Consider the following 25,589-nt stretch of genomic DNA (forward strand, 5'->3'; position numbering starts at 1 on the left):
GGGGCCCGGGGCGCCGGTGCACGGAAACGGTCACGGCTCGGTTTCGCCCGCCGCGTGTCGGGCGACACGCCCGGCCGCGGGACGGAATGATCGGACGACAGGCAGACACGGATCCGGTAGGACATGACCAGCGTCGAATCGAACAGCAACGCGGCGACCTCCACGCCGCCACAGCCGGGCAGCGCCGAGGCCACGCCCACAGCGCCGTCCGGCGACGGCGGACGGGTCGAGGTGGTCATCGTGACCGGCCTGTCCGGCGCCGGGCGCGGCACCGCGGCCCGGGTGCTCGAGGACCTGGGCTGGTACGTCGCGGACAACCTGCCGCCCGAGCTGATCGGGCGGATGGTCGAGCTGGGCGGATCGGCGGATCCGCCCATCCGCAAGCTCGCCCTCGTGATGGACGTGCGCAGCCGATTCTTCACCGGCGATCTGTCCGGGGTGACCGAGCAGCTGCGGGGCGCCGGGGTCCGCACCCGGGTGCTGTTCCTCGAGGCCTCCGACGACGTGCTGATCCGCCGGTTCGGTTTCGCCCGCCGCCGTCACCCCCTGCAGAGCGAGAGCGCCGACGGTACCCTCACCGCGGGCATCGCCGCCGAGCGGAACCGGCTGTCGAAGATGAAGACGGCCGCCGACCTGGTCATCGACACCACGGCGCTGTCGGTGCACCAGCTGCACCGCAAGCTCGAGGAGGCCTACGGCAGCGGCGCGGCGGCCGCCCTGCAGATCACAATCCAATCGTTCGGTTTCAAGTACGGAGTACCGCTGGACGCCGACATGGTGTTTGATTTGCGTTTCCTACCCAATCCGCATTGGGTGCCGGAACTACGCGAACACACTGGACAGGACGCGGTGGTCAGCGAGTATGTGTTGTCCCGTCCGGGCGCCGAGGACTACTTGCGGACCTGTTGCCATCTGATCGATCTGACGACGAACGGGTACCGCCAAGAGGGGAAGCGATACATGACCGTGGCCGTGGGCTGCACCGGTGGCAAGCACCGCAGCGTGGCGATAGCGGAGGCGCTGGGCGAGCTGCTCCGTGACAGAGAACCCGACCCCAGCGACGTCGTGCGGGTGGTGCACCGGGATCTGGGGCGCGAATGAGCGCAGGCGAGGACACCGCGGCCGACCGTGCACCGGACACCGCGGCGGACGGCCGCGAATCCGGTCCCGCGATCGTCGCCCTCGGCGGCGGGCACGGGCTGTACGCGACCCTGACGGCGGCGCGGCGGCTGACCCGCACCATCACCGCCGTGGTGACCGTGGCCGACGACGGCGGATCCTCCGGGCGGCTGCGGGCCGAGCTGGGTATGCTGCCGCCGGGCGATCTGCGCATGGCGCTGGCCGCGCTGGCCGAGGACACCGACGGGCTGTGGGCGCGCGCCGTACAGCACCGATTCGGCGGCACCGGGGCGCTGGCCGGGCATTCGGTCGGCAACCTGATCGTGGCGGGCCTGGCCGAGGTGCTGGGCGACCCGGTGGCGGCGCTGGAGGAGGTGGGCCGGATTCTGGGCGCCACCGGCCGGGTGCTGCCCATGTCGCCGACCGCGCTGACCATCGAGGCCGACGTGTCGGGCCTGGAGGCCGATCCCCGAGTGAGCCGTTGCATCCGCGGGCAGGTGGCGGTCGCGACCACGCCCGGCAAGGTGCGCCGGGTGCGGCTGATCCCGTCCGACCCGCCCGCCAGCCCGGAGGCGACCTCCGCGATCGAGCATGCCGACGTGGTCGTGCTGGGGCCCGGATCCTGGTTCACCAGCGTGATTCCGCATGTCCTGGTGCCCGACCTGCGCGAGGCACTGGTACATACCAGGGCACGAAAAGTGCTGGTGCTCAATCTCGCTGCCGAGCCGGGTGAGACGGCCGGATTCTCCGCCGAGCGGCACCTGCATGTATTGTCCCAGCACGCACCGGATTTCGCGGTCGAGGATGTGGTGGTGGATTCCGGGTCCGTTCCGGAGGGCAGAGAACGCGAACATGTGGCAAGAGCTGCCGAACAGCTGCGTGCACGAGTAACCTTCGCTGATGTCGCCGAGGCAGGGACGGACCGGCACCACCCTGGAAAGCTAGCCGCCGCACTGGATCAGGTGATCCGGCAACCTCGGCCGGAATCAGCAAGGCTTCGAGTCGAAGGACGGCACATGGGCCAGCAGGTGCGGTCCGCGTTGGGTGGAAAGGAGCGGGTCTCGTGGCGATGACAGCCGAGGTCAAGGACGAGCTTAGCCGTCTGTCGGTCTCGCAGGTGAGTTCACGCAAGGCGGAACTGTCGGCGCTACTCCGGTTCGCGGGCGGCCTGCATATCGTCGGTGGCCGGGTGATCGTCGAGGCCGAGGTGGACATGGGGTCCATCGCGCGCCGGCTGCGCCGGGAGATCTTCGAGCTGTACGGCTACGGCTCCGATGTGCATGTGCTCGGTGCGGGCGGGCTACGCAAGACCTCCCGGTATGTCGTGCGGGTGTCGAAGGAGGGCGAGGCGCTCGCCCGCCAGACCGGGCTGCTGGATGTGCGCGGCCGTCCGGTGCGGGGCCTGCCCGCCCAGGTGGTCGGTGGCAGCATTCCCGATGCCGAAGCCGCGTGGCGCGGTGCGTTTCTCGCGCACGGCTCGCTCACCGAGCCCGGCCGATCCTCGGCGCTCGAGGTGAGCTGCCCCGGTCCCGAGGCGGCCCTGGCACTGGTGGGCGCCGCCCGCCGGATGGGCATCTCGGCCAAGGCCCGCGAGGTGCGCGGCACCGATCGGGTGGTGGTGCGCGACGGCGAGGCCATCGGCGCGCTGCTGACCCGGATGGGCGCCCAGGACACGCGGCTGACGTGGGAAGAGCGCCGCATGCGCCGCGAGGTCCGGGCGACGGCGAACCGCCTGGCCAACTTCGACGACGCCAATCTGCGCCGCTCGGCGCGCGCCGCGGTGGCCGCCGCCGCGCGGGTGGAGCGTGCCCTGGAGATCCTCGGCGACGATGTGCCCGACCATTTGGCCGCCGCCGGTCAGTTGCGCGTCCAGCACCGCCAGGCGTCGCTCGAGGAACTGGGCCAACTGGCCGACCCGCCGATGACGAAAGACGCGGTGGCGGGCCGCATCCGGCGCCTGCTGTCGATGGCCGACCGGCGGGCGAAGGAACTGGGCATTCCGGATACGGAGTCGGCGGTCACGGCGGAGCTGCTCGAAGACGCGTGAAGGGGGCCGGTCGCACGACCGGCCCTTCCGGTTCTCTCCCGCCGGGGATACCAGGTTGGGGCGCGCCGGTAGTACACGGTCGGGCACGCCTACAGGATTGGGTACGCCCGGTTGGCGCGCCGAGGCGACGAGGCCAGCCGACCGTCAGTCGTCCGTGGGGCGGCGGAGCATGGACCAGGTGCGGGGTCCGTTGTCCGGCAGGTCGACCTCGGCGGTCACCGTGAAGCCGAGGCGTTCGTAGAAGCGGACGTTGCCTTCGTCCGAGGTCTCGAGAAAGGCCGGCACTCGATCCTGTTGTGCCGCTTGCAGTCCCGGCTCGATCACCGCGCGGCCGAGGCCGCGGCCCTGCCGGTCGGGGTCCACGCCGACCGTGCCCAGGAACCACACCGGTTCCACCGGGCGGTGCGGCGCCATGGCGTGCTCGGCGGCTTCGCTCGCGGCCAGGCGATCACCGGCCAGCTCGGCGAACAGCGCAGCCAGCTCGCCGAACACCGGCCCGGCATCGGTCTCGGGTGTGGTCCACACGGCCACGGCGTCGGCCTCGCCCGCGATCCAGACCCGCCCGTGCGGCAACCCGATCCGCGTGACGAACAGCCGCTGAAACCGCTCCACCCGCCCCCGGTGGTCGTCGGCCGCCACGGTGTGCCGCGTCCACGGGTAGTCGGCGAACGCCCGCCCCAGCGTCCGCACCGCCCTCGGCACATCCGCCGCCGTGGCCGCCCGCACCCTGACACCGTTGTCGGTCACTCGAACCTCCTAGTCTGTTATCGCGCCACCGATGCTACCGATTTCGCAGGTCTGTCCGACTTGCCCTGCACCGCAACGCGATCGACCGAACCCACGTCGCCCCGCGGCAGGCATAGCTGCCGGAGTGCCCCGGGAGCCGCGCAATGACATAGTCGGTCGACGCGGTCCACACCGATGCTCACCGTGGGAGGGGCATGTCCGTGATGCAACACGCGGGCATTAGGGTGGACCTGCAACGGAACGAATCCGCTTGAAAGCTGAGGAGCGATAACGTGACTGTCCGGGTAGGCATCAACGGCTTCGGCCGCATCGGACGTAACTTCTTCAGGGCGGTCGAGGCGCAGAAGGCGCTCGGCACCACGGATATCGAGATCGTCGCGGTCAACGACCTCACCGACAACGCCACGCTGGCGACCCTGCTCAAGTACGACTCCATCCTCGGCCGCCTGCCGAAGGACGTCTCGCTCGACGGCGACGACACCATCGTGGTCGGCGACCAGCGGATCAAGGCGCTGGCCATCAAGGAGGGCCCGGCCGCACTGCCCTGGGGCGATCTGGGCGTCGACGTGGTCGTCGAGTCGACCGGTATCTTCACCGACGCCACCAAGGCGAAGGGCCACCTGGCCGCCGGCGCCAAGAAGGTGATCATCTCCGCGCCCGCCAAAGGCGAGGACCTGACCGTGGTGATGGGCGTCAACGACGACAAGTACGACGGCAGCCAGAACATCATCTCCAACGCGTCGTGCACCACCAACTGCCTCGGCCCCCTGGCCAAGGTGCTGCACGACAACTTCGGCATCGAGCGTGGCCTGATGACCACCATCCACGCCTACACCCAGGACCAGAACCTGCAGGACGCGCCGCACAAGGATCTGCGCCGCGCCCGCGCCGCCGCTCTGAACATCGTGCCCACCGGCACCGGCGCGGCCAAGGCCATCGGCCTGGTGCTGCCCGAGCTCAACGGCAAGCTGGACGGCTACGCCCTGCGCGTCCCGGTCCCGACGGGCTCGATCACCGACCTGACCGCCGACCTGCGCAAGCAGGCCTCGGTCGACGAGATCAACGCCGCGTTCAAGGCCGCCGCCGAGGGGCCGCTGCAGGGCATCCTGAAGTACAACGTCGACCCGATCGTCTCCAGCGACATCGTCACCGATCCGCACTCGTCGATCTACGACGCGCCGCTGACCAAGGTGATCGACGGCCAGGTCAAGGTCAGCTCCTGGTACGACAACGAGTGGGGCTACTCCAACCGCCTCGCCGACCTCATCGGCCTCGTCGGCAAGTCGCTGTAAACCCATGGCGGTCAAGACACTTCAGGATCTGCTGGCGGAGGGTGTCGAGGGCCGGGGCGTGCTGGTGCGCTCCGACCTGAACGTCCCCCTCGACAACGGCAGGATCACCGACCCGGGCCGCATCATCGCGTCGGCGCCGACGATCAAGGCGCTGGCCGAGGCCGGTGCCAAGGTGGTCGTCACCGCGCACCTGGGCCGCCCGAAGGGCGAACCGGATCCGGCGCTGTCGCTGGCCCCCGTGGCCACGCGGCTGGCCGAGGAACTGGGCCGCAACGTTCAGCTCGCCGGTGACGTGGTGGGCCAGGACGCGCTGGCGCGTTCGGAGGGCCTGACCGACGGCGATGTGCTGCTGCTGGAGAACATCCGCTTCGATCCGCGCGAGACCAGCAAGGACGACGCCGAGCGCGGCAAGCTGGCGCGCGCCCTGGTCGAACTGGTCGGCGACGACGGCGCGTTCGTCTCCGACGGCTTCGGTGTGGTGCACCGCAAGCAGGCGTCGGTCTACGACGTCGCCGAGCTGCTGCCGCATTACGCGGGCACCCTGGTGGCGGCCGAGGTCGAGGTGCTGCGGAAGCTGACGGCCGATCCGGAGCGGCCCTACGCGGTCGTGCTGGGCGGGTCGAAGGTCTCGGACAAGCTGGCCGTCATCGAGGCGCTGGCCCCGAAGGTCGACACGCTGGTGATCGGCGGCGGCATGTGCTTCACCTTCCTTGCGGCACAGGGTCTTTCGGTGGGCACCTCGCTGTTGCAGCAGGAGATGGTGGCCACCTGCCAGGAGCTGCTGGACCGCTACGCCGACGTCATACACCTGCCGGTCGACATCGTGGTGGCCCATGGGTTCGCGGCGGACGCGGACTCGAAGGTGGTGCCCGACAACGAGATTCCCGACGGCTGGATGGGCCTGGACGTGGGCCCGGAGTCGGCGAAGCGGTTCGCGGCGCTGCTGACCGAGGCGAAGACGATCTTCTGGAACGGCCCCATGGGCGTCTTCGAGTTCGAGAACTTCGCCGCGGGCACCCGCAGCGTCGCCGAGTCGATCGTCGCGGCCACCGGTAAGGGCGCGTTCTCCGTTGTGGGCGGTGGAGATTCGGCGGCGGCGGTCCGTATCCTGGGTCTGCCCGAGGACGGCTTCTCGCACATCTCCACCGGCGGCGGCGCGTCGTTGGAATACCTGGAGGGCAAGGAACTTCCGGGCATCGCGGTTCTGGAGGAATGATGGCACGCAAGCCGCTGATCGCCGGCAACTGGAAGATGAATCTCAACCACCTCGAGGCGATCGCCCTGGTGCAGAAGATCGCTTTCGCGTTGCCGGACAAGTACTTCGCCAAGGTCGACGTCACGGTGATCCCCCCGTTCACCGACATCCGCAGCGTGCAGACGCTGGTGGAGGGCGACCGGCTGCTGGTCACCTACGGCGCGCAGGACGTGTCGACGCACGACGCGGGCGCCTACACCGGCGAGATCAGCGCCGCCATGCTGGCCAAGCTGGGCTGCTCGTTCGTCGTGGTGGGTCATTCGGAGCGGCGGCAGTACCACACCGAGGACGATGCCACCGTGGCGGCCAAGGCCAAGAAGGTGCTCGACAACGGGATGACGCCGATCGTGTGCGTCGGCGAGGGCCTGGGCGTCCGCGAGGCGCAGACGCACGTTCAGTACAACCTCGAGCAGCTGCGCGGGTCGCTGAAAGGCCTGTCGGCGGAGGAGATCTCGAAGGTTGTCATCGCCTACGAGCCGGTGTGGGCGATCGGCACCGGCCGGGTGGCCACGCCCGCCGACGCGCAAGAGGTCTGCGGCGCGCTGCGGGCCGAGCTGGCGGAGCTGACCGATCCCGGGATCGCCGCGGCGGTCCGGGTGCTGTACGGCGGCTCGGTGAACGCCAAGAACGTCGGCGAGCTGATCGCGCAGACCGATATCGACGGCGCACTGGTCGGCGGCGCCTCGCTGAAGGGCGACGAGTTCGCCACCCTCTCGGCCATCGCCGCGGGCGGCCCGCTGCCGTAAGCGGTTGCGGGACAGCCGAAATCGGCCCGGTACTGCCCAGCCAGTGCCGGGCCGTCGTCGTCCCGCCGCTTCTCGATGCCCCGGCGTGGGCCGCTCCTCGTTGTCCCGGCGTGGGGGGCTTGTTGTTGTCCTGGTGTGGGTGGCTCAGGGCAGCCGCGCGACCGCCCCGAGCATCGACACCGCTTCCGGCCGGGGATGGGCCTTCCAGCCCTCCGGTCGCCAGGACATGATCGAGCCGATGCCCGGCGGCACCACCTCCAGCCCGTCGAAGAAGCGGCTGAACTCGGCGGTGGACCGCAGCCGGAACGGGATGCCGCTGCGCCGATTGGCCTCGTCGCTCTCGGCGAGGTCCTCGGCGGTGAGATGGTCGCTGGTGGCATGGGACATCACGAGATAGCTGCCCGACGGCAGCGCCGCGCACAGTTCTCGAACGATCTCGTAGGGCCGGTGCTCGTCGGTGATGAAATGCATGACGGCGACCAGCATGAGCGCCACCGGCTCGGTCAGGTCCAGGGTGGCCAGCAGGTCCGGGTGGGTCAGGATGCGCCCCGGCTCGCGGACGTCGGCCTCGAGGTAGGCGGTGCGGCCCGCCGTGCTGCTGTTGAGCAGCGTGCGGGCGTGGATGAGCACGATCGGGTCGTTGTCGACGTAGACGATGCGCGACTCGGGCGCGACATCCTGCGCGATCTCGTGCACGTTCCCGGCGGTCGGGAGCCCGGCGCCGAGGTCGAGGAACTGCCGGATGCCCGCCTGCTGCGCCAGGTAGGTGACCGCGCGGCGCAGGAACGCGCGGTTCTCCAGCGCGGCGAACTGGATGCTCGGGAAGGCCTCGGCCACCATCTCCGCCGATTCCCGGTCGGCCTCGAAGTTGTCCTTGCCGCCGAGCCAGTAGTCGTACCGGCGGGCCGGGTGGGGTTTGGTCACATCGATGCCGGGCGGCGCCTGTTCGGATTCCACGATGCTCTCATTCCTCTCGACTACTGTGATCATGTCAGCTAGCAGTGGGAAAAACGGTAGCGCCCCCTGTCGCACCGCTCGGAAGGCTCGCCATGCAGTTGCAGTACAGCCCCTACGATTTCGACGTGCACGCGGACCCGTACCCGTACTACGCGCGGCTGCGCGAGCACGCCCCGGTCTACCGCAACGAGACCGACGACTTCTGGGCCCTGTCGCGGCACTCGGATGTGCTTGCGGCGCTGCGCGATTCGCAGCGCTTCTCGAGCGCCAACGGGCTGCGCATGGAGCCCGCGTTCTGGGGTCCGCAGGCCGAGCGGTTCTTCTCCTTCGTGGCCATGGACCCGCCCAAGCACACCCGCATGCGCGGCCTGGTGACCAGGGCGTTCACCCAGCATCGCGTGCAGTCGCTGGAAGCGCGGGTGCGCGAGATCGCCCGCGGCCTGCTGGAGCCGCTGCTGGCGCGGGGCAGTTTCGACCTGATGTCGGAATTCGCGGCCCCGTTCCCGACCGAGGTGATCTCGGAGCTGGTCGGAGTGCCCGCGGCGGACCGGGACATGGTGCGCAAACTCGGCATGGAGATCATGTACACCGAGGAGGAGTCCACCGACCTGCGCCCGGAGGCGATGCAGGCGATCGGCGCCCTGGTCGGCTACTACACCGAACTGACCGTGGAGCGCCACCGCCAGCGCGGCGACGATCTGCTGTCGGATCTGCTCGACGCCGCCGACGGGGACGACCGGCTGACACCCGAGGAGATCGTGGGCGTGCTGATCCTGCTGGTCGGGGCCGGTAGCGAGACGGTCATGCTGACCCTCGGCAACCTCTGGCACGCGGCGTGGGAGCATCCCGAGCAGCGTCGGCAGGCGCTCGCCGGCCGCCTCGAGGACTGGATCGCCGAGGGCATGCGCTACGACCCGGCCACCCAGTCGAATCTGCGCACGGCCACCGAGGAGATCGAGCTGCACGGGGTCCGCATCCCCGCCGGGGCGCGGATGCTGCTGATCAGTGGCTCGGCCAACCGGGACCCGGAGGTGTTCCCGAACCCCGACGCCTTCGACCTGGCCCGGGACACGGGCGCGTCGCTGGTGTTCGGCAGTGGCCGCCACCACTGCCTCGGCTCGAACCTCGGCCAGCTGGAACTGCGCATCGCCCTGCAGGAGATCGTGGCCCGGATCTCGGACTACGACATCGACCCGCAGGGCCTGCGCCGCATCCACTCCTCCAACAACCGGGGGTTCGCGTCACTCCCCACGAGCGTCGTCACCCGCTGAACGCTGGCGGTCGGGTGGGGGCCGGGCTCACGGGCTGGTGACCAGCTTTTCGGCCGCGGTTTCGATGGTCGTCTCGTCCAGGAGGACGGTGTTTGCCGCCGGACCGAGGGGGACGAAGCTGTCGGTGCTGGTGACTCGGGTGATGCGGCCGTCGAATCCGGCGTCGAGGAGGGCGGCGCACACCGATTCGGAGACGCCGCCGCTGCGGCGTGTCTCGTCGGCGATCAGCACTCGGCCGGTGGCGCGGGCGTGTTGTAGTAGATCCCGCTCGGGAAGCGGTGCGAGCCAGCGCAAGTCGAGGACGCGGGCGTGAATTCCCTGCTCGGACAGGCGTTGTGCGGCGCGCAGGCTCATCGGGACGCCGTTTGCGAAGGATACGATGGTGAGATCCGTTCCCTCGCCGTAGATTCGGGCGCTGCCGATGTCGACGGGCTCCCCGGCGGCATCGGCCAGCCACGCGTCGTCGCCGGATTCGTACAGATCGCGGGTGTGGTAGAGCGCGATCGGCTCCAGGAACAGGCACACCCGCCCGTCCACCCGCGCCGCCGAGACGCAGGTGCGCAACATGGCGGCCGCGTCGTCGGCGCGGGCCGGTGACGCGACCACCACACCCGGGATATCCCGCAGTGCCGCAACGGAATTGTCGTTGTGGAAGTGACCGCCGAACCCCTTCTGGTAGGCGTAGGCGGCGACCCGCACCACCATCGGGTTGCGGTACTGCCCGGTGGAGAAGAACTGCAGCGTGGCGGCCTCGCCGCGGATCTGGTCGAGCGCATTGTGCAGATAGGCGAGATACTGAATCTCCGGGATCGGCACGAACCCCGCGAGCCCGGCCCCGAGCGCGGTGCCGAGGACGCTCTGCTCGTCGAGCAGGGTGTCGAAAACCCGTCGCGCCCCGAAGGTTCGCTGCAGCCCCTTGGTGACGCCGTAGACCCCTCCCTTGCGCCCGACATCCTCGCCGAAGACCAGCACATCGTCATCGCGCTCGAGAACCCGGGCCAGCGTGCCGTTGACGGCCTGCGCCAGGGTTACCGGAATGCCACGGCGGGCGTCGGAGTCGCGGGTCGATGCCGGGTTACGCTGTGGCTCAGCCCCTTTCGTGCCATCGGCCCCTGTGTCGGCATGGGGTGTGGCGCCGTCCGTCGCGATCCCGGCCTCGGGCAGGTCCTGCGGTAGCGGCTCGGTGCGCAGGGCGTCCGCGCGAACCTGGCCGGGGCGGGTGGGGGCCACGGGGGCCGTCACCGCGGCGGCGGTGGTCAGCTTCGACTCGCGCGCAACGCTTTCCGCTACCTCCGCGACGTAGGCGCCGATGGTGTCGTACCGCGCGATCACCTCGGTCGCGTCGGCGACGCCCGCGGTGACCAGCAGGCGGGCCGTCGCGGTGAGCGGGTCGCGCTCCATATCGCCGGAGATGTCGGCGGACCGGCGGTAGGCCGACTCGACATCGGAGCCCGCGTGTCCCAGCAGCCGCACGGTGCGCAGCCGGAGGAAGGCGGGCTCCCGGTGCTCGCGCACCCATTCCACCGCCTTCGCCGACACCGACAGCGCCTGCAGCAGATTGCAGCCGTCGGCGCTGAAATACCGCATACCGGGCCGTGATCCGTACGCGTGCTCGATCCATTCGGGCGGGGTGGGGACGCTGATCCCGATGCCGTTGTCCTCGCACACGAACAGTACCGGCATCGGGATCCGCTGGTGCGCCGTGTGAATCGCGGCATTGACCGCCCCGGCGGCGGTGGAGTGGTTGGCGGAGGCGTCGCCGAAGCTGCACAGCACCACCGCGTCCGGCGGCCATTCGGTGTACCGGCCCAGCCGGTCGGCGCGGCCCAGCGCGAATGCCAGGCCCACCGCACGCGGCACGTGCGAGGCGATGGTCGAGGTCATCGGGATCACCGCGGCGTGCTTGCCGCCGAAGACCTTGTGGCGCCCACCGGAGATCGGATCAGCGGCCGCGGCCACCGCTCCGAGCAAGACATCGCGCACGGGATCCGACCCGCGCGCCTGGCGGCTGCGATAGAGGAAGAACGCCCCCGAGCGATAGTGCAGCAGCGCGGGATCCGAGGCCCGCAGGGCGGCCGCCACGGCCACATTGCCCTCGTGCCCGGCCGAGCCGATGCTGTAGTAGCCGCGCCCGGCGGCGCTCAGGTGGCGCGCGGCCAGATCGAGGTGTCTGCTGGTCGCCTTCGCGTCGAAGTAGCGCAGGCAGTCCGCGGCCGTATAGGGATAGCCTCGGTGGACCGGATCTTCTGCGGCACAGCGAATTCCCGGTGTCGCCGCCGCCACGTCGGTGCGGAACCGCCGATCGAGTTCTGCTTCCCGTTCGTTGATCACGCCTCCCATGATGTTGCCCCGCGGCCGGAAGCGGGCCGGAATCACTGGGCGCGCAGCACCAGTCCGGTGTTGTTGCCCGAATTGCGCAGTGTGAGTGTGTCGGCGTCGATCGTGGCCGTGGTCTTGCCGTCGAGCGCCTCCAGCACCTGCCGCTCGACCTCCATCACCTCCGGCGCGCACGCCATCCGAGTGGTGCCGACCCGGAAGGTGACGTCACCGCCTGCGATGTCGGCCGTTCCCATCATCCGGTTGCAGCCCGCGCTGCCGCTCACCTGTCCGTCGGGGGCGATGGTGAGCGTCGGGTGCGCGTCGTCGAGGACCTGCGAGCGGACCTGCGCATCGGGCCGCAGCAGTGCGGTGACCGTCCACTCGGTGCCGGTGAGCGGCCGGTCCGGCTGGGCCACCTTCTTGTCCAGCAGCGTGACGGTGATGTCGTTGCCGGTCAGCGTGAGGGTGTCGTCGGCGAGCCGCCACTTCGGCGCGGACTGCAGCAGGTCGGTCTGCCAGCCGTCGGCGCCGGACTTGTTGTCGGGGCAGGCCATCAGCGTGGTGGCCATGCCCGAGACCCGCAGGACGTCGCCGTCGAAGCTGGCCGGACCGCTGCCGGTATTGCAGCCGGAGTTGGCCGATACCCGGCCGTCGGCGAAGGTGAGTCGCAGCGGTCCGCCGCCGGGGATCGGCGTGCCCTCGACCTTGGTGGAGACGAACGAACGCCCCATCGGCGTGGGCTCGGGCGCGTCGGTGTCGCCGTTGCCCGAGCAGGCTGCCGCCAGACCGAGCACGGCAAGGAGCGGAACCAATCGCAGCAGGGTGGCCGACATGCCGCGATACTACCGGCGGGTGCTGGCCGGGCCAGGGCACGGCGCGTGCCCGGTGCCCCTGCTCATCACCCCTGACCGGCGCCGCCGGGGCGACCGCCTAAACTGTCGGGCATGCGCATGTTCCTGGATATCCTCCTGATCATCACCAGCGTGTTGCTGGTGTTGCTGGTGCTGCTGCATCGTGCGAAGGGCGGAGGCCTGTCCAGCCTGTTCGGCGGCGGCGTGCAGTCGAGCCTGTCGGGTTCCACCGTCGTCGAGAAGAACCTCGACCGCATCACCATCTTCATCGGCGTCGTGTGGCTGATCGCGATCCTCGGCATCGGCTTCGAGATCAAGTTCGCCTGACCGGCAGCGCCGCCGCTGTCGCGAGCCCCAGCACCACGGCGGCGATCGCGAAGGCGGCGGCGTAACTCGACCCGAGCACCGGCGCGACCGCCAGCGGCCCGAGCATCTGTCCGCAGCTGTACCAGGCGGTCAGCGCCGCCGCCGCGCCGGGGCCGGCGAGATCGCCGCCCACCTCGATGCTCAGCATCACGATCCCCATGAACGTCCCGCCGAACAGCGCCGCCGACACCACCGCCGCGCTCACGCCCGTGGACACGGCGGGCAGCGCCGCCGACCCCACCTGCAGCAGCAGGGCCACGATCAGCGCCGTGACCGGCGTCCAGCGTCGGGCCGCGAGACCCCACAGCACCGTCGCCGGGGCCGCGGCGAGACCGACCACCACCCACATCGCCGTGCCCAGCGACGGGCGCCCGGGCGTGCTCACGGCGGCGACCAGGAACGTGCCGATGACGATATAGCCCAGGCCCTCCAGGAAATAGGAAACCAGCAGCGCCCGCCACGCGCGCAGCGAACGGGCCGCGGTGGCCACGGCGCGGGCGCCCGGTAGGACGTCGAGCCGCAGCGCGGGCAACAGCAACAGCGCGGTCAGGGCGGTCGCCCCGAGCCACATCGCCTGCCAGGAGACGATCGGCCGGGCCACGAGTGCGAGCAGTCCGGTGAGCGCGATCCCGCAGCCGACGCCGGAGAACGCGATACCCGCAGCACGCCTGCGGTTTTCGCACCGCGCCGCGATACCCGCGCAGCCGATGAACACGATCGCGCTGGCGACTCCGGCGACCAGGCGCAGCACGACGGGCGCCGCGGTGGGTGCGGGCCAGGCCATCAGCGCCTCGCTGGCCACCAGCACCGCCGCCGCGAGCCGAAACAGGTTGCGGCTGTTCCATTCCGGGCGGCGGGCCAGCAGTACCGCGCCGAGCAGGTAGCCCGCGTAGTTGGCGGCCGCGATGACCGCGCCGGCGTGCGCGTCGATCCGCCCGGCGTCGATCATCACCGGCATCAGCGGGGTGTAGGCGAAGCGGCCGATCCCCATCGCCGCCGCCAAACCGGCCGCGGCTCGTATCGCCGGGGCCAGGCTCTGCTGTCGAGGTGCCGCGATTGTCACCGTCACGACGGTAAGCGTCGCGAACGATCTGGTGAAATGCTTTCTGTGCACCATGTATACCCTGTGTGCATGGAGCTGGAGCTGCGACATCTGCGGGCCTTCGCCGTGCCGTGCGAGGAGCGGAACTACACCCGCGCCGCGCAGCGGCTGCACCTGGCGCAACCGTCGCTGTCGCGCACGATCCAGCAACTCGAGCGCATCCTGGACTGCCGCCTCATCGATCGGACGCCGCGGCGCTTCGAGGGCGACCGCGGAGGGCGCGGAATTTCTGACCCACGCGCGGCGCATCCTCGCCGATCTCGACTCGGTGGTGGCGGACCTGCAGCTGCGCTCCGGGGTGGCGGTGGGGTTCGCGTGGCTGCTGCCCGACGGCTGGTTCGGCGCCGCACGGACCCGGTTCGAATCGGTCGGTGGGCACGTGGAGATTCATCGCGTCGACGACCCGATCGTCGCCCTGTCGGCCGGAACCATCGATATCGCCCTGTACCGCAAGGATATTCGGCTGCCGAAGAATATGGCCGCGCGCACGATCGGCACCGAGCGTCGGGTGCTGGCGGTATACACCTCGTCGCCGCTGGCCGGAGCGACCGACTTGAGTTGGGGAGATCTGGCGCGCTATCCCCTGGTGGTCAACACGGTGTCCGGGACCACCGACGAAAACTCCTGGCCGGAGCCGGATCCCGCGCGGGAGATCGTCGCCTGCACGAATTTCGACGAATGGCTCGAGCTGGTGGCCGCCGGGCGCGGCATCGGCGGAGTGCCCGAACTGGCTCGCACCCGCGCACCGCATCCCGGAGTGGCCTACGTCGACGTGACCGCCGCGCCGTCGTCGCGCGTCTACCTGGTCTGGCGGACCAAGCCCGCGCCGTCGCGCTCGGTGCAGCGGTTCCTCGAGGTCGCCTGAGGGCGGGCCGCCCGCGACGGCGAGATACACACGCTACTAGGCGGCGACGCTGTTCGTCGGCGGCGGTTTGACGACACCGACCAGGCTGGACTCGCCTATCGTGTAGTTGTTGCGCTTGACCATATCGCTGGAGTTGCCCTCGATGGTGGTGATCTTGTCGCCGTCGCGGGATTCGACGATCCCCACGTGGTCCTGTCGCCCGTCGCCGTTCCAGTCGAAGATGATCATGTCGCCGGGCTGGGCCTCCGTGATGTTTCGCGCCAAATCCATCTTCTGCGCGTCGGCCCAGATGGCAGGAACGTAGTTCTTGTTCGTCCAATTGACGTCGTAGCCCGCCTTGTCCCACGCCCAGCTGGCAAAGGAAGCGCACCAGGCGTCATTGATGTTGTACGGCTTGCCCGGCAGGGAATCCCCGGCCCCCTCCCGCGTACCCAGCTCGCCCCGCACATTGTTGAGAATGCCGTCGACGGTGCCTTTCCCGTCCGTGTTGTAGGTGGCGCTGCTGCTCCAGGGCGTCGGCGCGGGGGGACTGGAGCCGACCGGGCCGGGGAAGTACGGTCGCGAATTGTCGATATCTCTCGCCTGCTTGCCCGCGGTCTCGTGGGCGTTCTGGACAGCCTCGTGAACGTCGCTTACAGCCCGCACTATGGCGCGCAGCGCGCGCGATTCGTCCGCGGGCGTCAGCGGTTGAAGCTCGCCCTTGTCGTTCTTGCGCGACTCGATCCCGCCCAGTTCGGCGGCGAGTCCTCCGATTGTGCTGTCGAGCGATTGCAATGTCGTGCTCGACAGTTCTCCGGTCGCCTGAACCCGGTCCCGCACCGCATTGCCCTGAAAATCCATCTCCTTCTTCTTGGCATCGATCTCGTTCTGGTGATTGCTGTAATCCGTTGCCATCACGGATTCGCCCGGAGGGGCGTCGAGGCCTTTGTCGCTGAGCAGCTTTCGCTCGCTCATCCAATGTATGAGGTCGGGTTGGTCGCTCTTCTGGCCCGCGGCGAACAGCAGGATCGATGCCGACATCGCCTCCTGTGCCATCCCCATGACGGACTGTAGGCCAGGGCTCGCGATCTTCGGAAGTTCCAGACTCTCGACATCTTTGACCAGTTTGTCCGGGGTCGTCATCCGGCCTCCCGGCATCCTGAGATCATGGGGTCCTGTGCCGGTGGACTCGCGACCACCATCTGTACTCCCACTCGTCCAGGGCCGCCGGTGCCGGCGGCGTTCTCCGTGTGCTGCTCAGTATCGGGTATTCCCAGCGTGGGTAAGCCTCCCTGGGGTCGTCTGAACCGCAGCTCGGGGCGCGTTTTGCCGCTATCCCACGCGCGGGACCCGGCCGTCGATGTCGGTGAACCCGTACTCTGATGCGAGAGTCGCCACGCGCCAGGCCCTTCCGGTGCGTTGACGGCGGTTCGCGTCGCCCGCCAAGGCGACGACCGCGCGGCCCGGGAAGCGCGGGGATTCGGCCTCATCCAGATCGAAGGTGCCCTCGCCGGGCAGGGTGATCAGGCGGCGGCCGTCGGGGCCGGGCGGAACCATCTGCAGCAGTTCGGTATCGACGATGCCGGGCCAGATGGAGACGGCGGTGACTTCGGTATCGCCGAAGTCGTGGGCCATATCCGCGGTGAGCCGGTCGACGGCGGCCTTGGCGACCCCGTAGACGGTGTTGTGGGTGTGGTGCTCGGCGCCGGGGGAGGAGACGCTGACGATCAGCCCGCCGGACTCGATCAGCAGCGGTGCGGCGAAATGGCTTGCCACGTAGTGGGATCGCACGCCGATATCGAAGCTCTCATCCCAGGCGGCGGGCGGCACCTCCCAGAACGGCTTGCCCAGCCAGCGCGACGACGCGGGGGCGTTGTAGACGTTGTTGACGAGCACGTCGAGGCGGCCGTGGTCGGCGCGGACCTTGGCGAACAGGTCGGCGACGGCGGTGTCGTCGCGGTGATCGCACACGAACGGCACGCCGGTGCCGCCGAGTTCGCCGATCTCCGCCGCGGTCTGGGCGACCGTGCCGGGCAGCTGCCCGGGCGTCGCGGAGCGTCCCGTGACGTACACCGTCGCGCCCGCCGCCCCGAGCTCGAGTGCGATGCCCTTGCCGATGCCGCGGCTGGCGCCGGTGACGACGGCGACCCGTCCGGTGAGTATTCCGTTCACGACTCCGGGACATTACCGTGAAATGAGAACACGTTCTAGTCTTTGGGAGGCGAAGTGGAGCCGACACATCGGTTCGTGGAAACAGGCGAGGCCCGGATGCACGTCGCCGAGCAGGGGGAGGGGTATCCGGTCGTCTTCTGTCACGGGTTCCCGCACGGCTGGTTCGTCTGGCACCGGCAGCTGTCGGCGGTCGCCGCGGCCGGATATCGGGCCATCGCCCCTGACCTGCGCGGATACGGCCGTACCGAGTCGCCGGAGGGGGTCGAGGCGCATACCAACCGGGCGGTGATCGGTGATCTGCTCGGCCTGCTGGACGATATCGGGGCCGAGCGCGCGGTATTCGCGGGGCTGGATTTCGGCGCGCAACTGGTGTGGGAGCTGGCGCTGCGCGCACCGGAGCGGGTGGCGGCGGTGTTCGTGCTGAACAATCCGTTCGCCCCGCGCCCGCCTAAGCCCCCGTCGGCGTTCTGGACCAAGGCGGCCGTACGGCACTTCCTGCACCTGTCCTACTTTCAGACGCCGGGTGTGGCCGACGCCGAACTCGCCGCGCGGCCGCGGGAGTTCCTGGAGCGCGTCTATTACTCGCTGAGCGGCGACTATCACTACCTCGACACGTGGAAGAACCCGCCGGGTCTGGGCTATCTCGACGTGCTGCCCGACGCGCCACCGCTCCCGTGGAGCTGGCTCAGCGAATCCGAACTGGACACGCTGGCAACGGAATTCGAGCGCACCGGGTTCACCGGCGGCCTCACTTGGTATCGCGCCCTGGATCGCAACTGGGAGCTCACCGCCGACCTGCCGACCGAGGTCCCGGTCCCGGTCCACTTCCTCTACGGCGAGAACGACCCGGACATGGAGGGTTTCAGCGGTCGCGACCCGCTGGCCACCCTCCGCGCACACGTCCCCGATCTCCGCGCCGTCGAAAAGGTCCCGGACGCAGGACATCTGGTGCAATTGGAACGCACCGACGCCGTGAACACCTTCCTGACGAACCACTTGGACAAGCTGAACCTGCGGCCGTAGCTGTCCGCCGACGCCGCGCCGTTCGCATGCTGTGGTGTGTCCGCGGGGGCGAGGCCGGCGGCGGTGCGGGCCAGGGTGGTCAGGAGATCCAGGTGAGGAGGGCGGACGTGTCCAGGCGACCGCGGGGTATGGCGGTCGGAGCCGCGCGGCGGGCGGGGTCGGGATAGCCCGTCGCGATGGCGTGGCGAGGCAGCCAGCCCCGCTCGGCCGCGACGAGCCGGGCGGCGTCGTGGACGTTCTCGTCGGGATGGAAGGTCGTCAGGCAGGTGCCCAAGCCGTGCTCGTGCGCGGCCAGGCAGATCGACTGCGCGACGCGACCCATGTCGAATTCGGTATCGGCGAAGCCGTTGTCCGCCGACAGCAGGACCAGCGCCAGCGGGGCGTCGGCGAGGTGGAGGGCGAAGTTCCCCGCACGGGAAAGCTCTTGGCGCACATCGGGATCGGTGACAGCGACGAACCGCCAGGGTTGGCGGTTACGGGCCGAACCGGTCCAGCGCGCCACATCGACGATCTGTTCGACAACGGTGCGGGGGACCGGGCGCGGCAGGAAATACCGCACCGATCTCAGATCCTTGATCGCCTCGTCCACCGCGTCGACCCTACCCGCGCTTTCTTGCTCTGTTCCCCGAGCAACTGCGGATCACCCTGCGAATGGGCTGGTCAGCGGCTGAGCTGTGCCGCCGCGGCCTCGTCCAGCAGCCAGGTGGTGGTCGCGCTGCCCTGGGCACCGGCGGCGGGGAGGTCGACCGGGGCGGCGCCCGCGAGGGCGGCCGCCACCGCCTCCGCCTTGGCGGCGCCGCCGGTCACCACCGCCACGTGGCGGGCCAGGCGGACGGCCGGCAGGGTCAGGGTGATCCGCACCGGCGGGGGTTTCGGCGAATCCGTCACGGCCACGACGAGTTCGTGCGTCTCGCGGACCGCGTCGGTGTGCGGGAACAGCGAATTCACGTGCCCCTCGCCGCCCATGCCGAGCAGGTGCAGATCGAACGCCCCGTGCTCGGCGAGGTGCGCGTGCACGGCCGCCGAGTATTCCGCCGCGGCCTCGACAGGATCCGGATACTCGCCGTCGGAGGCGGCGGCGGGGTGCACGCGCGCGGGGTCCACCGGAACGTGGTCCAGTAGTGCCTGCCGCGCCTGCCGCTCGTTGCGCTCGGGATCGCCTGCGGGAACGAACCTTTCGTCGCCCCAGAACACGTCCAGCCGCGACCAGTCGACGGCCCCCGGCGCCTTGCGCACGACCTCGAGCAGGCCGATGCCGGTGCCGCCGCCGGTCAGCACCACCGACGCCGACCCGCGCAGCGCCTGCGCCTCGGTCACCACGGCGACGAACCGGGCGGCCGCCGCCGCGACCAGATCGTCGGTGCCGGAGAATACCTCGACGACCGGTTCACTCATGGGTCACTCCTTCGGTCCGCGCCGCTTACTCGTAGATGACCTTGTCGATACCCGACAACGCCTCGGCGTAGATCTCGTCGTCGTCCAATCGGCGCAACTCCTCGGCCAGGCAGTCCTTGGTTTCGCGGCGCGCCAGCGCGAAGCGCTTGTCCGGTTCGCCGGTGCGCGACAGGGTGGCGGTGCGCCCGGTCTGCGGGCGCGAGATCACGATCGACACCGTGGGCCGGTGCAGCTCCACCTTCAACTCGCCGGTGCGCCGCCGGACCGGGCAGTCCAGTCGCGCGGCCAGCCAGCCCGCCAGCACGTCCAGCGCGGGCTCCTCGCGCAGCCCCGAGACCGTCACCGATTCGACCGCCTCGTACGGGGGCTCGTCGAGCGCGGCGGCCAGCAGTGCGCGCCAGTAGGTGATGCGGCTCCACGCCAGGTCGGTATTGCCCGGCGCGTAGGACTTCACCCGCCCCTTGATCGCCTGTTGCGGGTCGGGTGCGAAGGTGGCGTCGGTGATGCGCCGAATCGCCAAGCGCCCCACCGCATCCTTGGACGGATACACCGGCGCGCCGCGCGGCCACCACGCCACCACCGGCGTATCCGGCAGCAGGAACGGGATGACCACGCTGTTCTCGTGGTTGATCAGCTCGCCCTGCAGCCGCAGCACGATCACCTCGGAGGCGCCCGCATCGCCGCCGACGCGGATCTGGGCGTCCAGCCTGGTCTCGGCGAACCGGTCGCCGCGCGCGAGCACGATGACGCGGCAGGGATGTTCGCGGCTGGCGTCGTTGGCCGCGTCGATGGCGCCCTCGGCCTCCGAGCTGTCCAGCGTGCACACCACCAGCGTCAGCACCCGGCCGGTGGTGATGACGCCGTTGCTCTCGGCCAGCTGCACCAGCCGCTTGGCGACCGAGCGGGTATCGGTGGCGGGGATGTCGACGATCATGCCCGCCGCCATTCGCGCCCGGTCCGGGCGAGCATCGCATCGGCCGACCACGGGCCCCAGGTGCCCGCCTCGTACGATTCCGGTCGGCCGTCGGCCGCCCAGTGCTCGAGCACGGGATCGAGGATGCGCCAGGACAATTCGACCTCCTCGTTGACCGGGAACAGCGACGGCTCGCCGAGCAGCATGTCGAGAATCAGCCGCTCGTAGGCCTCCGGCGACGATTCGGTGAACGACTCGCCGTAGCTGAAATCCATATTGACGTCGCGCACTTCCATGCTCGACCCGGGCACCTTGGACCCGAAGCGCAGCGTGATGCCCTCGTCCGGTTGCACCCGGATCACCAGCGCGTTCTGACCTAGTTCTTCGGTCATGGTCTCGTCGAAGGGCAGGTGCGGCGCCCGCTTGAACATCACCGCGATCTCGGTCACCCTGCGGCCCAGGCGTTTTCCGGTGCGCAGATAGAACGGCACGCCCGCCCAGCGCCGGGTGTCGACATTGAGCGTGATGGCCGCGTACGTCTCGGTGCGCGAACGCGGATCGAACCCGTCCTCCTGGAGCAGACCCACCACCTTCTCGCTGCCCTGCCAGCCCGCGGTGTACTGGCCGCGAGCGGTCGTCTGGTCCAGCGGCTCCACCAGCTTCGTCGCCGAGAGCACCTTGATCTTCTCGATCTGCAGCGCCCGGGGATGGAAGCTGACCGGATCCTCCATGGTCGTCAGCGCCAGCAACTGCAGCAGGTGGTTCTGGATGACGTCGCGGGCCGCGCCGATGCCGTCGTAATAGCCTGCGCGCCCGCCCAATCCGATGTCCTCGGCCATGGTGATCTGCACATGGTCGACGTAGTTGGCGTTCCAGATCGGCTCGAACATCTCGTTGGCGAAGCGCAGTGCCAGCAGGTTCTGCACCGTCTCCTTGCCGAGGTAGTGATCGATGCGGAACACCGTCTCCTCGGGGAACACCTGGTTCACCAGCGTGTTGAGTTCCTGCGCACTGCGCAGGTCGTGGCCGAAGGGCTTCTCGATCACCACCCGTCGCCACGGCTTCGGCGCGCCCGGCCCGGGATCCGGCGGCTTGGCCAGCCCTGTCCGCGAGAGCTGTTGCAGCACAAGGGGAAACGCGTTGGGTGGAATCGACAGATAGAAGGCGTGGTTGCCCCCGGTGCCGCGCTCGTGGTCGAGCTGCTCGAGCGTCGCCGCCAGCTGGGAGAAGGCGGCGTCGTCCTCGAAGGTGCCCTGCACGAACCGGATGCCCTCCGACAGCTGGTCCCAGACCTCCTGCCGGAAGGGCGTGCGCGCGTGCTGCTGCACCGCCTCCAGCACCACCTGCGCGAAGTCCTCGTCGGCGTAGTCCCGGCGCGCGAAGCCGACCAGCGCGAACCCCGGCGGCAGCAGGCCGCGATTGGCGAGATCGTAGATCGCGGGCATGAGCTTCTTGCGGGACAGGTCACCGGTGACGCCGAAGATCACCATGCTGCACGGGCCCGCGATCCGGGGAAGCCGCTTGTCCCGCTCCTGGCGGAGCGGATTCCCCGGGGCGGCCGTCGATTCGTCGCGGGCCATCGCGGTTACTGGCCCCCGGCGCTCTGGAGCTCGGTGGCCGTCGCGGACAGCAGCTCCTCCCACGACTTCTCGAACTTGTCGACACCCTCGCGCTCGAGCACGAGGAACACATCGTCGAGGTCGATGCCGATGGCGGCGAGCTTGTCGAAGACCTCCTGGGCGGCCGCGGCGGTGCCGGAGACGGTATCGCCGCGCAGCTCGCCGTGATCGGCGTAGGCCTCGAGTGTCTTCTCCGGCAACGTATTCACCGTATTGGGCGCCACCAGCTCGGTGATGTACATGGTGTCGGAGTAGTCCGGGTTCTTCACACCCGTCGATGCCCACAGCGGACGCTGCCGATTGCCGCCCGACGAGGACAGGTGCGCGAATGTGGAGGTGTGCTTGCCGCCGTCGAAGACGTCCTGATACTCGGCATAGGCCAAGCGCGCGTTGGCGATTCCCGCCTGGCCGCGCAGCGTCAGCGCCTCCGGCGTGCCCAGCGCCTCCAGCCGCTTGTCGATCTCGGTATCCACGCGGGAGACGAAGAACGAAGCGACGGAATGGATCCGGGCCAGATCGTGCCCCGCGATCTTGGCGTTGCGCAGGCCGTCCAGGTAGGCGCCCATGACGCTGCGGTAGCGGGCCACCGAGAAGATCAGCGTCACGTTCACGCTGATGCCCTCCGCGATCACCTTGGTGATCGCGGGCAGGCCCTCCTCGGTCGCGGGGATCTTGATGAACAGATTGGGCCGGTCGACGATCTTCCACAGCTCGACCGCCTGCGCGACGGTCTTGTCGGTGTCGAAGGCCAGCCGCGGGTCGACCTCGATCGACACCCGGCCGTCCACGCCGCCGGAGGCCTCGAACGTCTCGGCGAACACGTCACAGGCGGCGCGGACGTCGTCGGTGGTGATGGTGCGGATCGCGGACTCGACGTCGGCGCCCCGCGCGGCCAGCTCCTTGACCTGCTCGTCGTAGGCGTGGCCCTTGCTCAGGGCGCCCTGGAAGATGGTCGGGTTGGTGGTGACCCCGACAATGCCGCGGGTGGCGATGAGTTCGGCGAGGTTGCCGGACCGGATGCGGTCCCGCGACAGATCGTCGAGCCACACCGACACTCCCGCCGCGGACAGTGCGGCGAGATTCTCGTTCTGTGCCATTGGCTTTATCCCTTCACCTTGTCGAGCGAGCGCTGAGCGGCCTCGACCACGGCGTCGGCGGTGAGGCCGAACTCGCGGAACAGGGTCTTGTAATCGGCCGACGCACCGAAGTGTTCGATCGACACGATCTGGCCGTCCGCACCGGCGAACCGGTACCACGGCATCGAGATGCCCGCCTCGACGGTGACGCGGGCGCGGACCGCCGGGGGCAGCACCTCGTCGCGATAGGCCTGGTCCTGCGCGTCGAACCACTCCACGCACGGCATCGAAACCACGCGGGTTCCCACGCCCTGCGCCTCCAGGGTAGTCCGGGCCTCGACCGCGAGCTGCAGCTCGGAACCGGTAGCGATCAGGATCACCTGCGGTGTGCCGGTGGATGATTCGGCCAAGATGTAGCCGCCCTTGCGGACGCCCTCGTAGCTGGTGCCCTCGACGACGGGCAGGTTCTGGCGGGTGAGCGCCAGCGCCGACGGGCCGTCGATATGCGGGGTCTCGGAGACGCTGAACGGCGAGTGGTGGTCGCCGCTCTCCAGCTCCAGCACCGCGCGCCAGGCGTGCACGGTCTCGTTGGCGTCGCCGGGTCGGACCACGTTGAGGCCCGGGATGGCGCGCAGCGCGGCCAGATGCTCGATCGGCTGATGCGTCGGGCCGTCCTCGCCGAGGCCGATCGAATCGTGGGTCCACACGTAGATGGCCGGGATCCGCATCAGCGCGGCCAGGCGCACCGCGGGGCGCATGTAGTCGGAGAACACCAGGAAGGTGCCGCCGTACGGGCGGGTGTGACCGTGCAGCGCGATGCCGTTGAGGATCGCGCCCATGGCATGCTCGCGGACGCCGAAGTGCAGGGTGCGGCCGTACGGGTTGGCCTTCCACATGCCGGTGGAGATGGATTCCGGGCCGAAGCTCGGGGTGTCCGGCATGGTCGTGTTGTTGGATTCGGCCAGGTCGGCCGAGCCGCCCCACAGTTCCGGCAGCACTGGCGCCAAGGCCGCGAGGACCTTGCCGGACGCCTTGCGGGTCGCGACGCCGCTCGGGTCGACGTCGTAGGTCGGCAGGCCGTCGGCCCAGCCCTCGGGCAGCTTGCGCGCCTGCACGCGGTCGAACAGCGCCTTGTTGTCCGGGTTGGACCGCGCCCATGTGTCGAACTGCTCCTGCCAGCCGGCCCGGGTGGCCTTGGCGCGGTCGGCGGCATTGCGGCGGGTGTGCGCGATGACCGCGTCGTCGACCTCGAACGACTTGGCCGGATCGAAGCCGAGGACCGTCTTGGTGGCGGCCACCTCGTCGGCGCCCAGCGCGGCGCCGTGGGCGGCGCCGGTGTTCATCTTGTCCGGGGCCGGGTAGCCGATGATGGTGCGCAGCAGGATGAACGACGGCTTGTCGGTCACCGCCTGGGCCTCGCCGATCGCCCGCTCGATGGCGACGACATCCTCGCCGCCCTCGACGACCTGCACATGCCAGCCGTAGGAGCGATAGCGCTCGGCGGTGTCCTCGGTGAGGGCGATGGTGGTGTCGTCCTCGATGGAGATCTTGTTGTCGTCGTAGATGACGACCAGGTTGCCCAGCTGCTGGGTGCCCGCCAGCGACGACGCCTCGGAGGTCACGCCCTCCTCGATATCGCCGTCGGAGGCGATCACGTAGATGAAGTGGTCGAACGGGCTCTCGCCCTGCGCGGCCGACGGGTCGAACAGCCCGCGCTCGCGCCGCGCCGCCATCGCCATGCCGACTGCCGAGGCCAGGCCCTGGCCGAGCGGGCCGGTGGTGATCTCGACGCCGGGGGTGTGCCGGAACTCCGGGTGGCCGGGAGTCAGCGAGCCCCACTTGCGCAGGTTCTTCAGATCATCCAGTTCCAGGCCGATACCGGCGAGGTACAGCTGGATGTACTGGGTGAGGCTGGAGTGGCCGCACGACAGCACGAAGCGGTCGCGGCCCACCCAGTCCGGATCGGCGGGGTCGTAGTTCATGACCCGCTGGTACAGCGTGTACGCCAGCGGCGCCAGGCTCATCGCGGTGCCGGGGTGCCCATTACCGGCGGTCTGCACGGCATCCGCGGCGAGCACGCGGATGGTGTCGACGGCTCTGGTGTCCAGATCGGTCCAGTCGACCGGGTGGTTCGGCTGGGTGAGGGCGCGGATGTCGTCTGTGACTGACACGACCGAGGTTCTCCTGACCTTCTCGTCAACTGTGCGGTTCGGTGCGGCGTGGTGGAATACCACCACCCTAGAGGCCGACCGAACGGCTGCACGCGGGAACCCGCCGACGACGGGCCCGCGCGGCGACCGCAGGGTGTGTCGCGGCGTGTCGGCGGCGCCTCCCGAGGTCGGGCGATCGCGCACGAACGCTGTGGCACCGGCGTATTCGCGGCGGGTGGGTGCTGGGCCACAACGCGCGTGGGTCTACCATCGCCTGTAGTAGTTGCGGCGCCGCGCTTCGCGCTGCTGATTCCCGAGACCGGAT

Annotated in this window: 23 protein-coding genes and 1 pseudogene; 11 read left to right on the forward strand and 13 right to left on the reverse strand. The window is 69.7% G+C overall.

From position 1 onward, the window contains the following. The first annotated feature begins 123 nt into the window (after window positions 1-123). Genes rapZ through whiA form a run of 3 tightly spaced genes read left to right on the forward strand, consistent with a single transcriptional unit; the run spans window position 124 to window position 3,166 of the window. On the forward strand, window positions 124-1,101 hold the full coding sequence (rapZ, locus tag ACYVLQ_RS08340; RefSeq protein ID WP_460696812.1) for an RNase adapter RapZ: 978 nt from the start codon (window positions 124-126) through the stop codon (window positions 1,099-1,101). Then, the gene (locus tag ACYVLQ_RS08345) at window positions 1,098-2,192 is read left to right on the forward strand and encodes a gluconeogenesis factor YvcK family protein (RefSeq protein WP_460696813.1); all 1,095 of its coding nucleotides are present in this window, start codon (window positions 1,098-1,100) and stop codon (window positions 2,190-2,192) included. Before rapZ ends, ACYVLQ_RS08345 begins: the two co-directional genes overlap by 4 nt. Then, window positions 2,183-3,166 (forward strand): DNA-binding protein WhiA, encoded by a 984-nt coding sequence (gene whiA / locus ACYVLQ_RS08350; protein ID WP_068018539.1) that lies wholly within the window; start codon window positions 2,183-2,185, stop codon window positions 3,164-3,166. The genes ACYVLQ_RS08345 and whiA overlap by 10 nt, the downstream gene beginning before the upstream one ends. 144 nt (window positions 3,167-3,310) lie before the next feature. Here the strand turns inward: whiA and ACYVLQ_RS08355 are convergent, their stop codons facing one another. Continuing rightward, a complete protein-coding gene (locus tag ACYVLQ_RS08355) occupies window positions 3,311-3,913 on the reverse strand; it encodes a GNAT family N-acetyltransferase (RefSeq protein WP_460696814.1) in 603 nt (200 codons plus the stop codon). Window positions 3,914-4,185: 272 nt separating this feature from the next. Between ACYVLQ_RS08355 and gap the strand changes: the two genes are divergently transcribed. From gap to tpiA, 3 genes are read left to right on the forward strand one after another with little or no spacing between them, the layout of a single operon-like run. Then, entirely contained in the window at window positions 4,186-5,205 is a 1,020-nt protein-coding gene (gene gap / locus ACYVLQ_RS08360; protein ID WP_460696815.1) for a type I glyceraldehyde-3-phosphate dehydrogenase, read from the forward strand. A 4-nt stretch (window positions 5,206-5,209) separates the two neighbouring features. After that, window positions 5,210-6,421: a phosphoglycerate kinase gene (locus tag ACYVLQ_RS08365; protein ID WP_460696816.1), complete on the forward strand. Its 1,212-nt coding sequence runs from the start codon at window positions 5,210-5,212 to the stop codon at window positions 6,419-6,421. After that, window positions 6,421-7,206, forward strand: coding sequence for a triose-phosphate isomerase (gene tpiA / locus ACYVLQ_RS08370; protein WP_460696817.1), 786 nt, complete (start codon window positions 6,421-6,423; stop codon window positions 7,204-7,206). The genes ACYVLQ_RS08365 and tpiA overlap by 1 nt, the downstream gene beginning before the upstream one ends. A gap of 144 nt (window positions 7,207-7,350) precedes the next feature. Here the strand turns inward: tpiA and ACYVLQ_RS08375 are convergent, their stop codons facing one another. After that, the gene (locus ACYVLQ_RS08375) at window positions 7,351-8,163 is read right to left on the reverse strand and encodes an SAM-dependent methyltransferase (RefSeq protein WP_460696818.1); all 813 of its coding nucleotides are present in this window, start codon (window positions 8,161-8,163) and stop codon (window positions 7,351-7,353) included. 92 nt (window positions 8,164-8,255) lie between these two features. On the opposite strand from ACYVLQ_RS08375, the gene ACYVLQ_RS08380 reads away from it, so the two are divergent. Beyond that, a complete protein-coding gene (locus ACYVLQ_RS08380; protein ID WP_460696819.1) occupies window positions 8,256-9,434 on the forward strand; it encodes a cytochrome P450 in 1,179 nt (392 codons plus the stop codon). A gap of 27 nt (window positions 9,435-9,461) precedes the next feature. Here ACYVLQ_RS08380 and ACYVLQ_RS08385 read toward each other — a convergent pair whose 3' ends face one another. Continuing rightward, on the reverse strand, window positions 9,462-11,765 hold the full coding sequence (locus tag ACYVLQ_RS08385; protein WP_460696820.1) for a thiamine pyrophosphate-dependent enzyme: 2,304 nt from the start codon (window positions 11,763-11,765) through the stop codon (window positions 9,462-9,464). A 41-nt stretch (window positions 11,766-11,806) separates the two neighbouring features. Beyond that, a complete protein-coding gene (locus ACYVLQ_RS08390) occupies window positions 11,807-12,586 on the reverse strand; it encodes an META domain-containing protein (protein ID WP_460696821.1) in 780 nt (259 codons plus the stop codon). Window positions 12,587-12,697: 111 nt separating this feature from the next. On the opposite strand from ACYVLQ_RS08390, the gene secG reads away from it, so the two are divergent. Continuing rightward, complete coding sequence (secG, locus tag ACYVLQ_RS08395; protein WP_280267264.1) at window positions 12,698-12,931, forward strand: preprotein translocase subunit SecG; 234 nt, start codon at window positions 12,698-12,700, stop codon at window positions 12,929-12,931. On the opposite strand, the gene ACYVLQ_RS08400 is transcribed toward secG, so the two are convergent. Next, window positions 12,918-14,033 carry a YbfB/YjiJ family MFS transporter gene (locus ACYVLQ_RS08400; RefSeq protein WP_460696822.1) on the reverse strand — a complete coding sequence of 372 codons (1,116 nt, stop codon included), beginning with the start codon at window positions 14,031-14,033 and terminating at the stop codon, window positions 12,918-12,920. The two genes, secG and ACYVLQ_RS08400, sit on opposite strands and share 14 nt — an antisense overlap. A gap of 69 nt (window positions 14,034-14,102) precedes the next feature. Between ACYVLQ_RS08400 and ACYVLQ_RS08405 the strand changes: the two are divergent. Both ACYVLQ_RS08405 and ACYVLQ_RS08410 read left to right on the forward strand, forming a co-directional pair. After that, a pseudogene (locus ACYVLQ_RS08405) lies at window positions 14,103-14,213 on the forward strand (LysR family transcriptional regulator); the annotation flags it as partial. Window positions 14,214-14,343: 130 nt separating this feature from the next. Beyond that, window positions 14,344-14,937, forward strand: coding sequence for a LysR family transcriptional regulator substrate-binding protein (locus ACYVLQ_RS08410; protein ID WP_460696823.1), 594 nt, complete (start codon window positions 14,344-14,346; stop codon window positions 14,935-14,937). Between the two features lie 36 nt (window positions 14,938-14,973). Here ACYVLQ_RS08410 and ACYVLQ_RS08415 read toward each other — a convergent pair whose 3' ends face one another. Continuing rightward, window positions 14,974-16,059: a CHAP domain-containing protein gene (locus ACYVLQ_RS08415; RefSeq protein ID WP_460696824.1), complete on the reverse strand. Its 1,086-nt coding sequence runs from the start codon at window positions 16,057-16,059 to the stop codon at window positions 14,974-14,976. A gap of 189 nt (window positions 16,060-16,248) precedes the next feature. Further along, complete coding sequence (locus ACYVLQ_RS08420) at window positions 16,249-17,088, reverse strand: SDR family NAD(P)-dependent oxidoreductase (RefSeq protein WP_460696825.1); 840 nt, start codon at window positions 17,086-17,088, stop codon at window positions 16,249-16,251. A gap of 96 nt (window positions 17,089-17,184) precedes the next feature. On the opposite strand from ACYVLQ_RS08420, the gene ACYVLQ_RS08425 reads away from it, so the two are divergent. Continuing rightward, on the forward strand, window positions 17,185-18,111 hold the full coding sequence (locus ACYVLQ_RS08425; protein ID WP_460697009.1) for an alpha/beta fold hydrolase: 927 nt from the start codon (window positions 17,185-17,187) through the stop codon (window positions 18,109-18,111). Window positions 18,112-18,190: 79 nt separating this feature from the next. On the opposite strand, the gene ACYVLQ_RS08430 is transcribed toward ACYVLQ_RS08425, so the two are convergent. The 6 genes from ACYVLQ_RS08430 to tkt form a co-directional block, all read right to left on the reverse strand. After that, entirely contained in the window at window positions 18,191-18,700 is a 510-nt protein-coding gene (locus ACYVLQ_RS08430; protein ID WP_460696826.1) for a nitroreductase family protein, read from the reverse strand. Window positions 18,701-18,771: 71 nt separating this feature from the next. Further along, on the reverse strand, window positions 18,772-19,506 hold the full coding sequence (gene pgl, locus ACYVLQ_RS08435) for a 6-phosphogluconolactonase (protein ID WP_460696827.1): 735 nt from the start codon (window positions 19,504-19,506) through the stop codon (window positions 18,772-18,774). A gap of 25 nt (window positions 19,507-19,531) precedes the next feature. After that, entirely contained in the window at window positions 19,532-20,440 is a 909-nt protein-coding gene (gene opcA, locus ACYVLQ_RS08440) for a glucose-6-phosphate dehydrogenase assembly protein OpcA (protein ID WP_460696828.1), read from the reverse strand. Further along, a complete protein-coding gene (zwf, locus tag ACYVLQ_RS08445) occupies window positions 20,437-21,999 on the reverse strand; it encodes a glucose-6-phosphate dehydrogenase (protein ID WP_460696829.1) in 1,563 nt (520 codons plus the stop codon). Before zwf ends, opcA begins: the two co-directional genes overlap by 4 nt. Before the next feature lie 5 nt (window positions 22,000-22,004). After that, on the reverse strand, window positions 22,005-23,135 hold the full coding sequence (gene tal, locus ACYVLQ_RS08450; RefSeq protein WP_460696830.1) for a transaldolase: 1,131 nt from the start codon (window positions 23,133-23,135) through the stop codon (window positions 22,005-22,007). Window positions 23,136-23,140: 5 nt separating this feature from the next. After that, a complete protein-coding gene (tkt, locus tag ACYVLQ_RS08455) occupies window positions 23,141-25,285 on the reverse strand; it encodes a transketolase (protein ID WP_460696831.1) in 2,145 nt (714 codons plus the stop codon). Window positions 25,286-25,589: the final 304 nt, after the last annotated feature.

Source organism: Nocardia thraciensis, assembly GCF_054782435.1.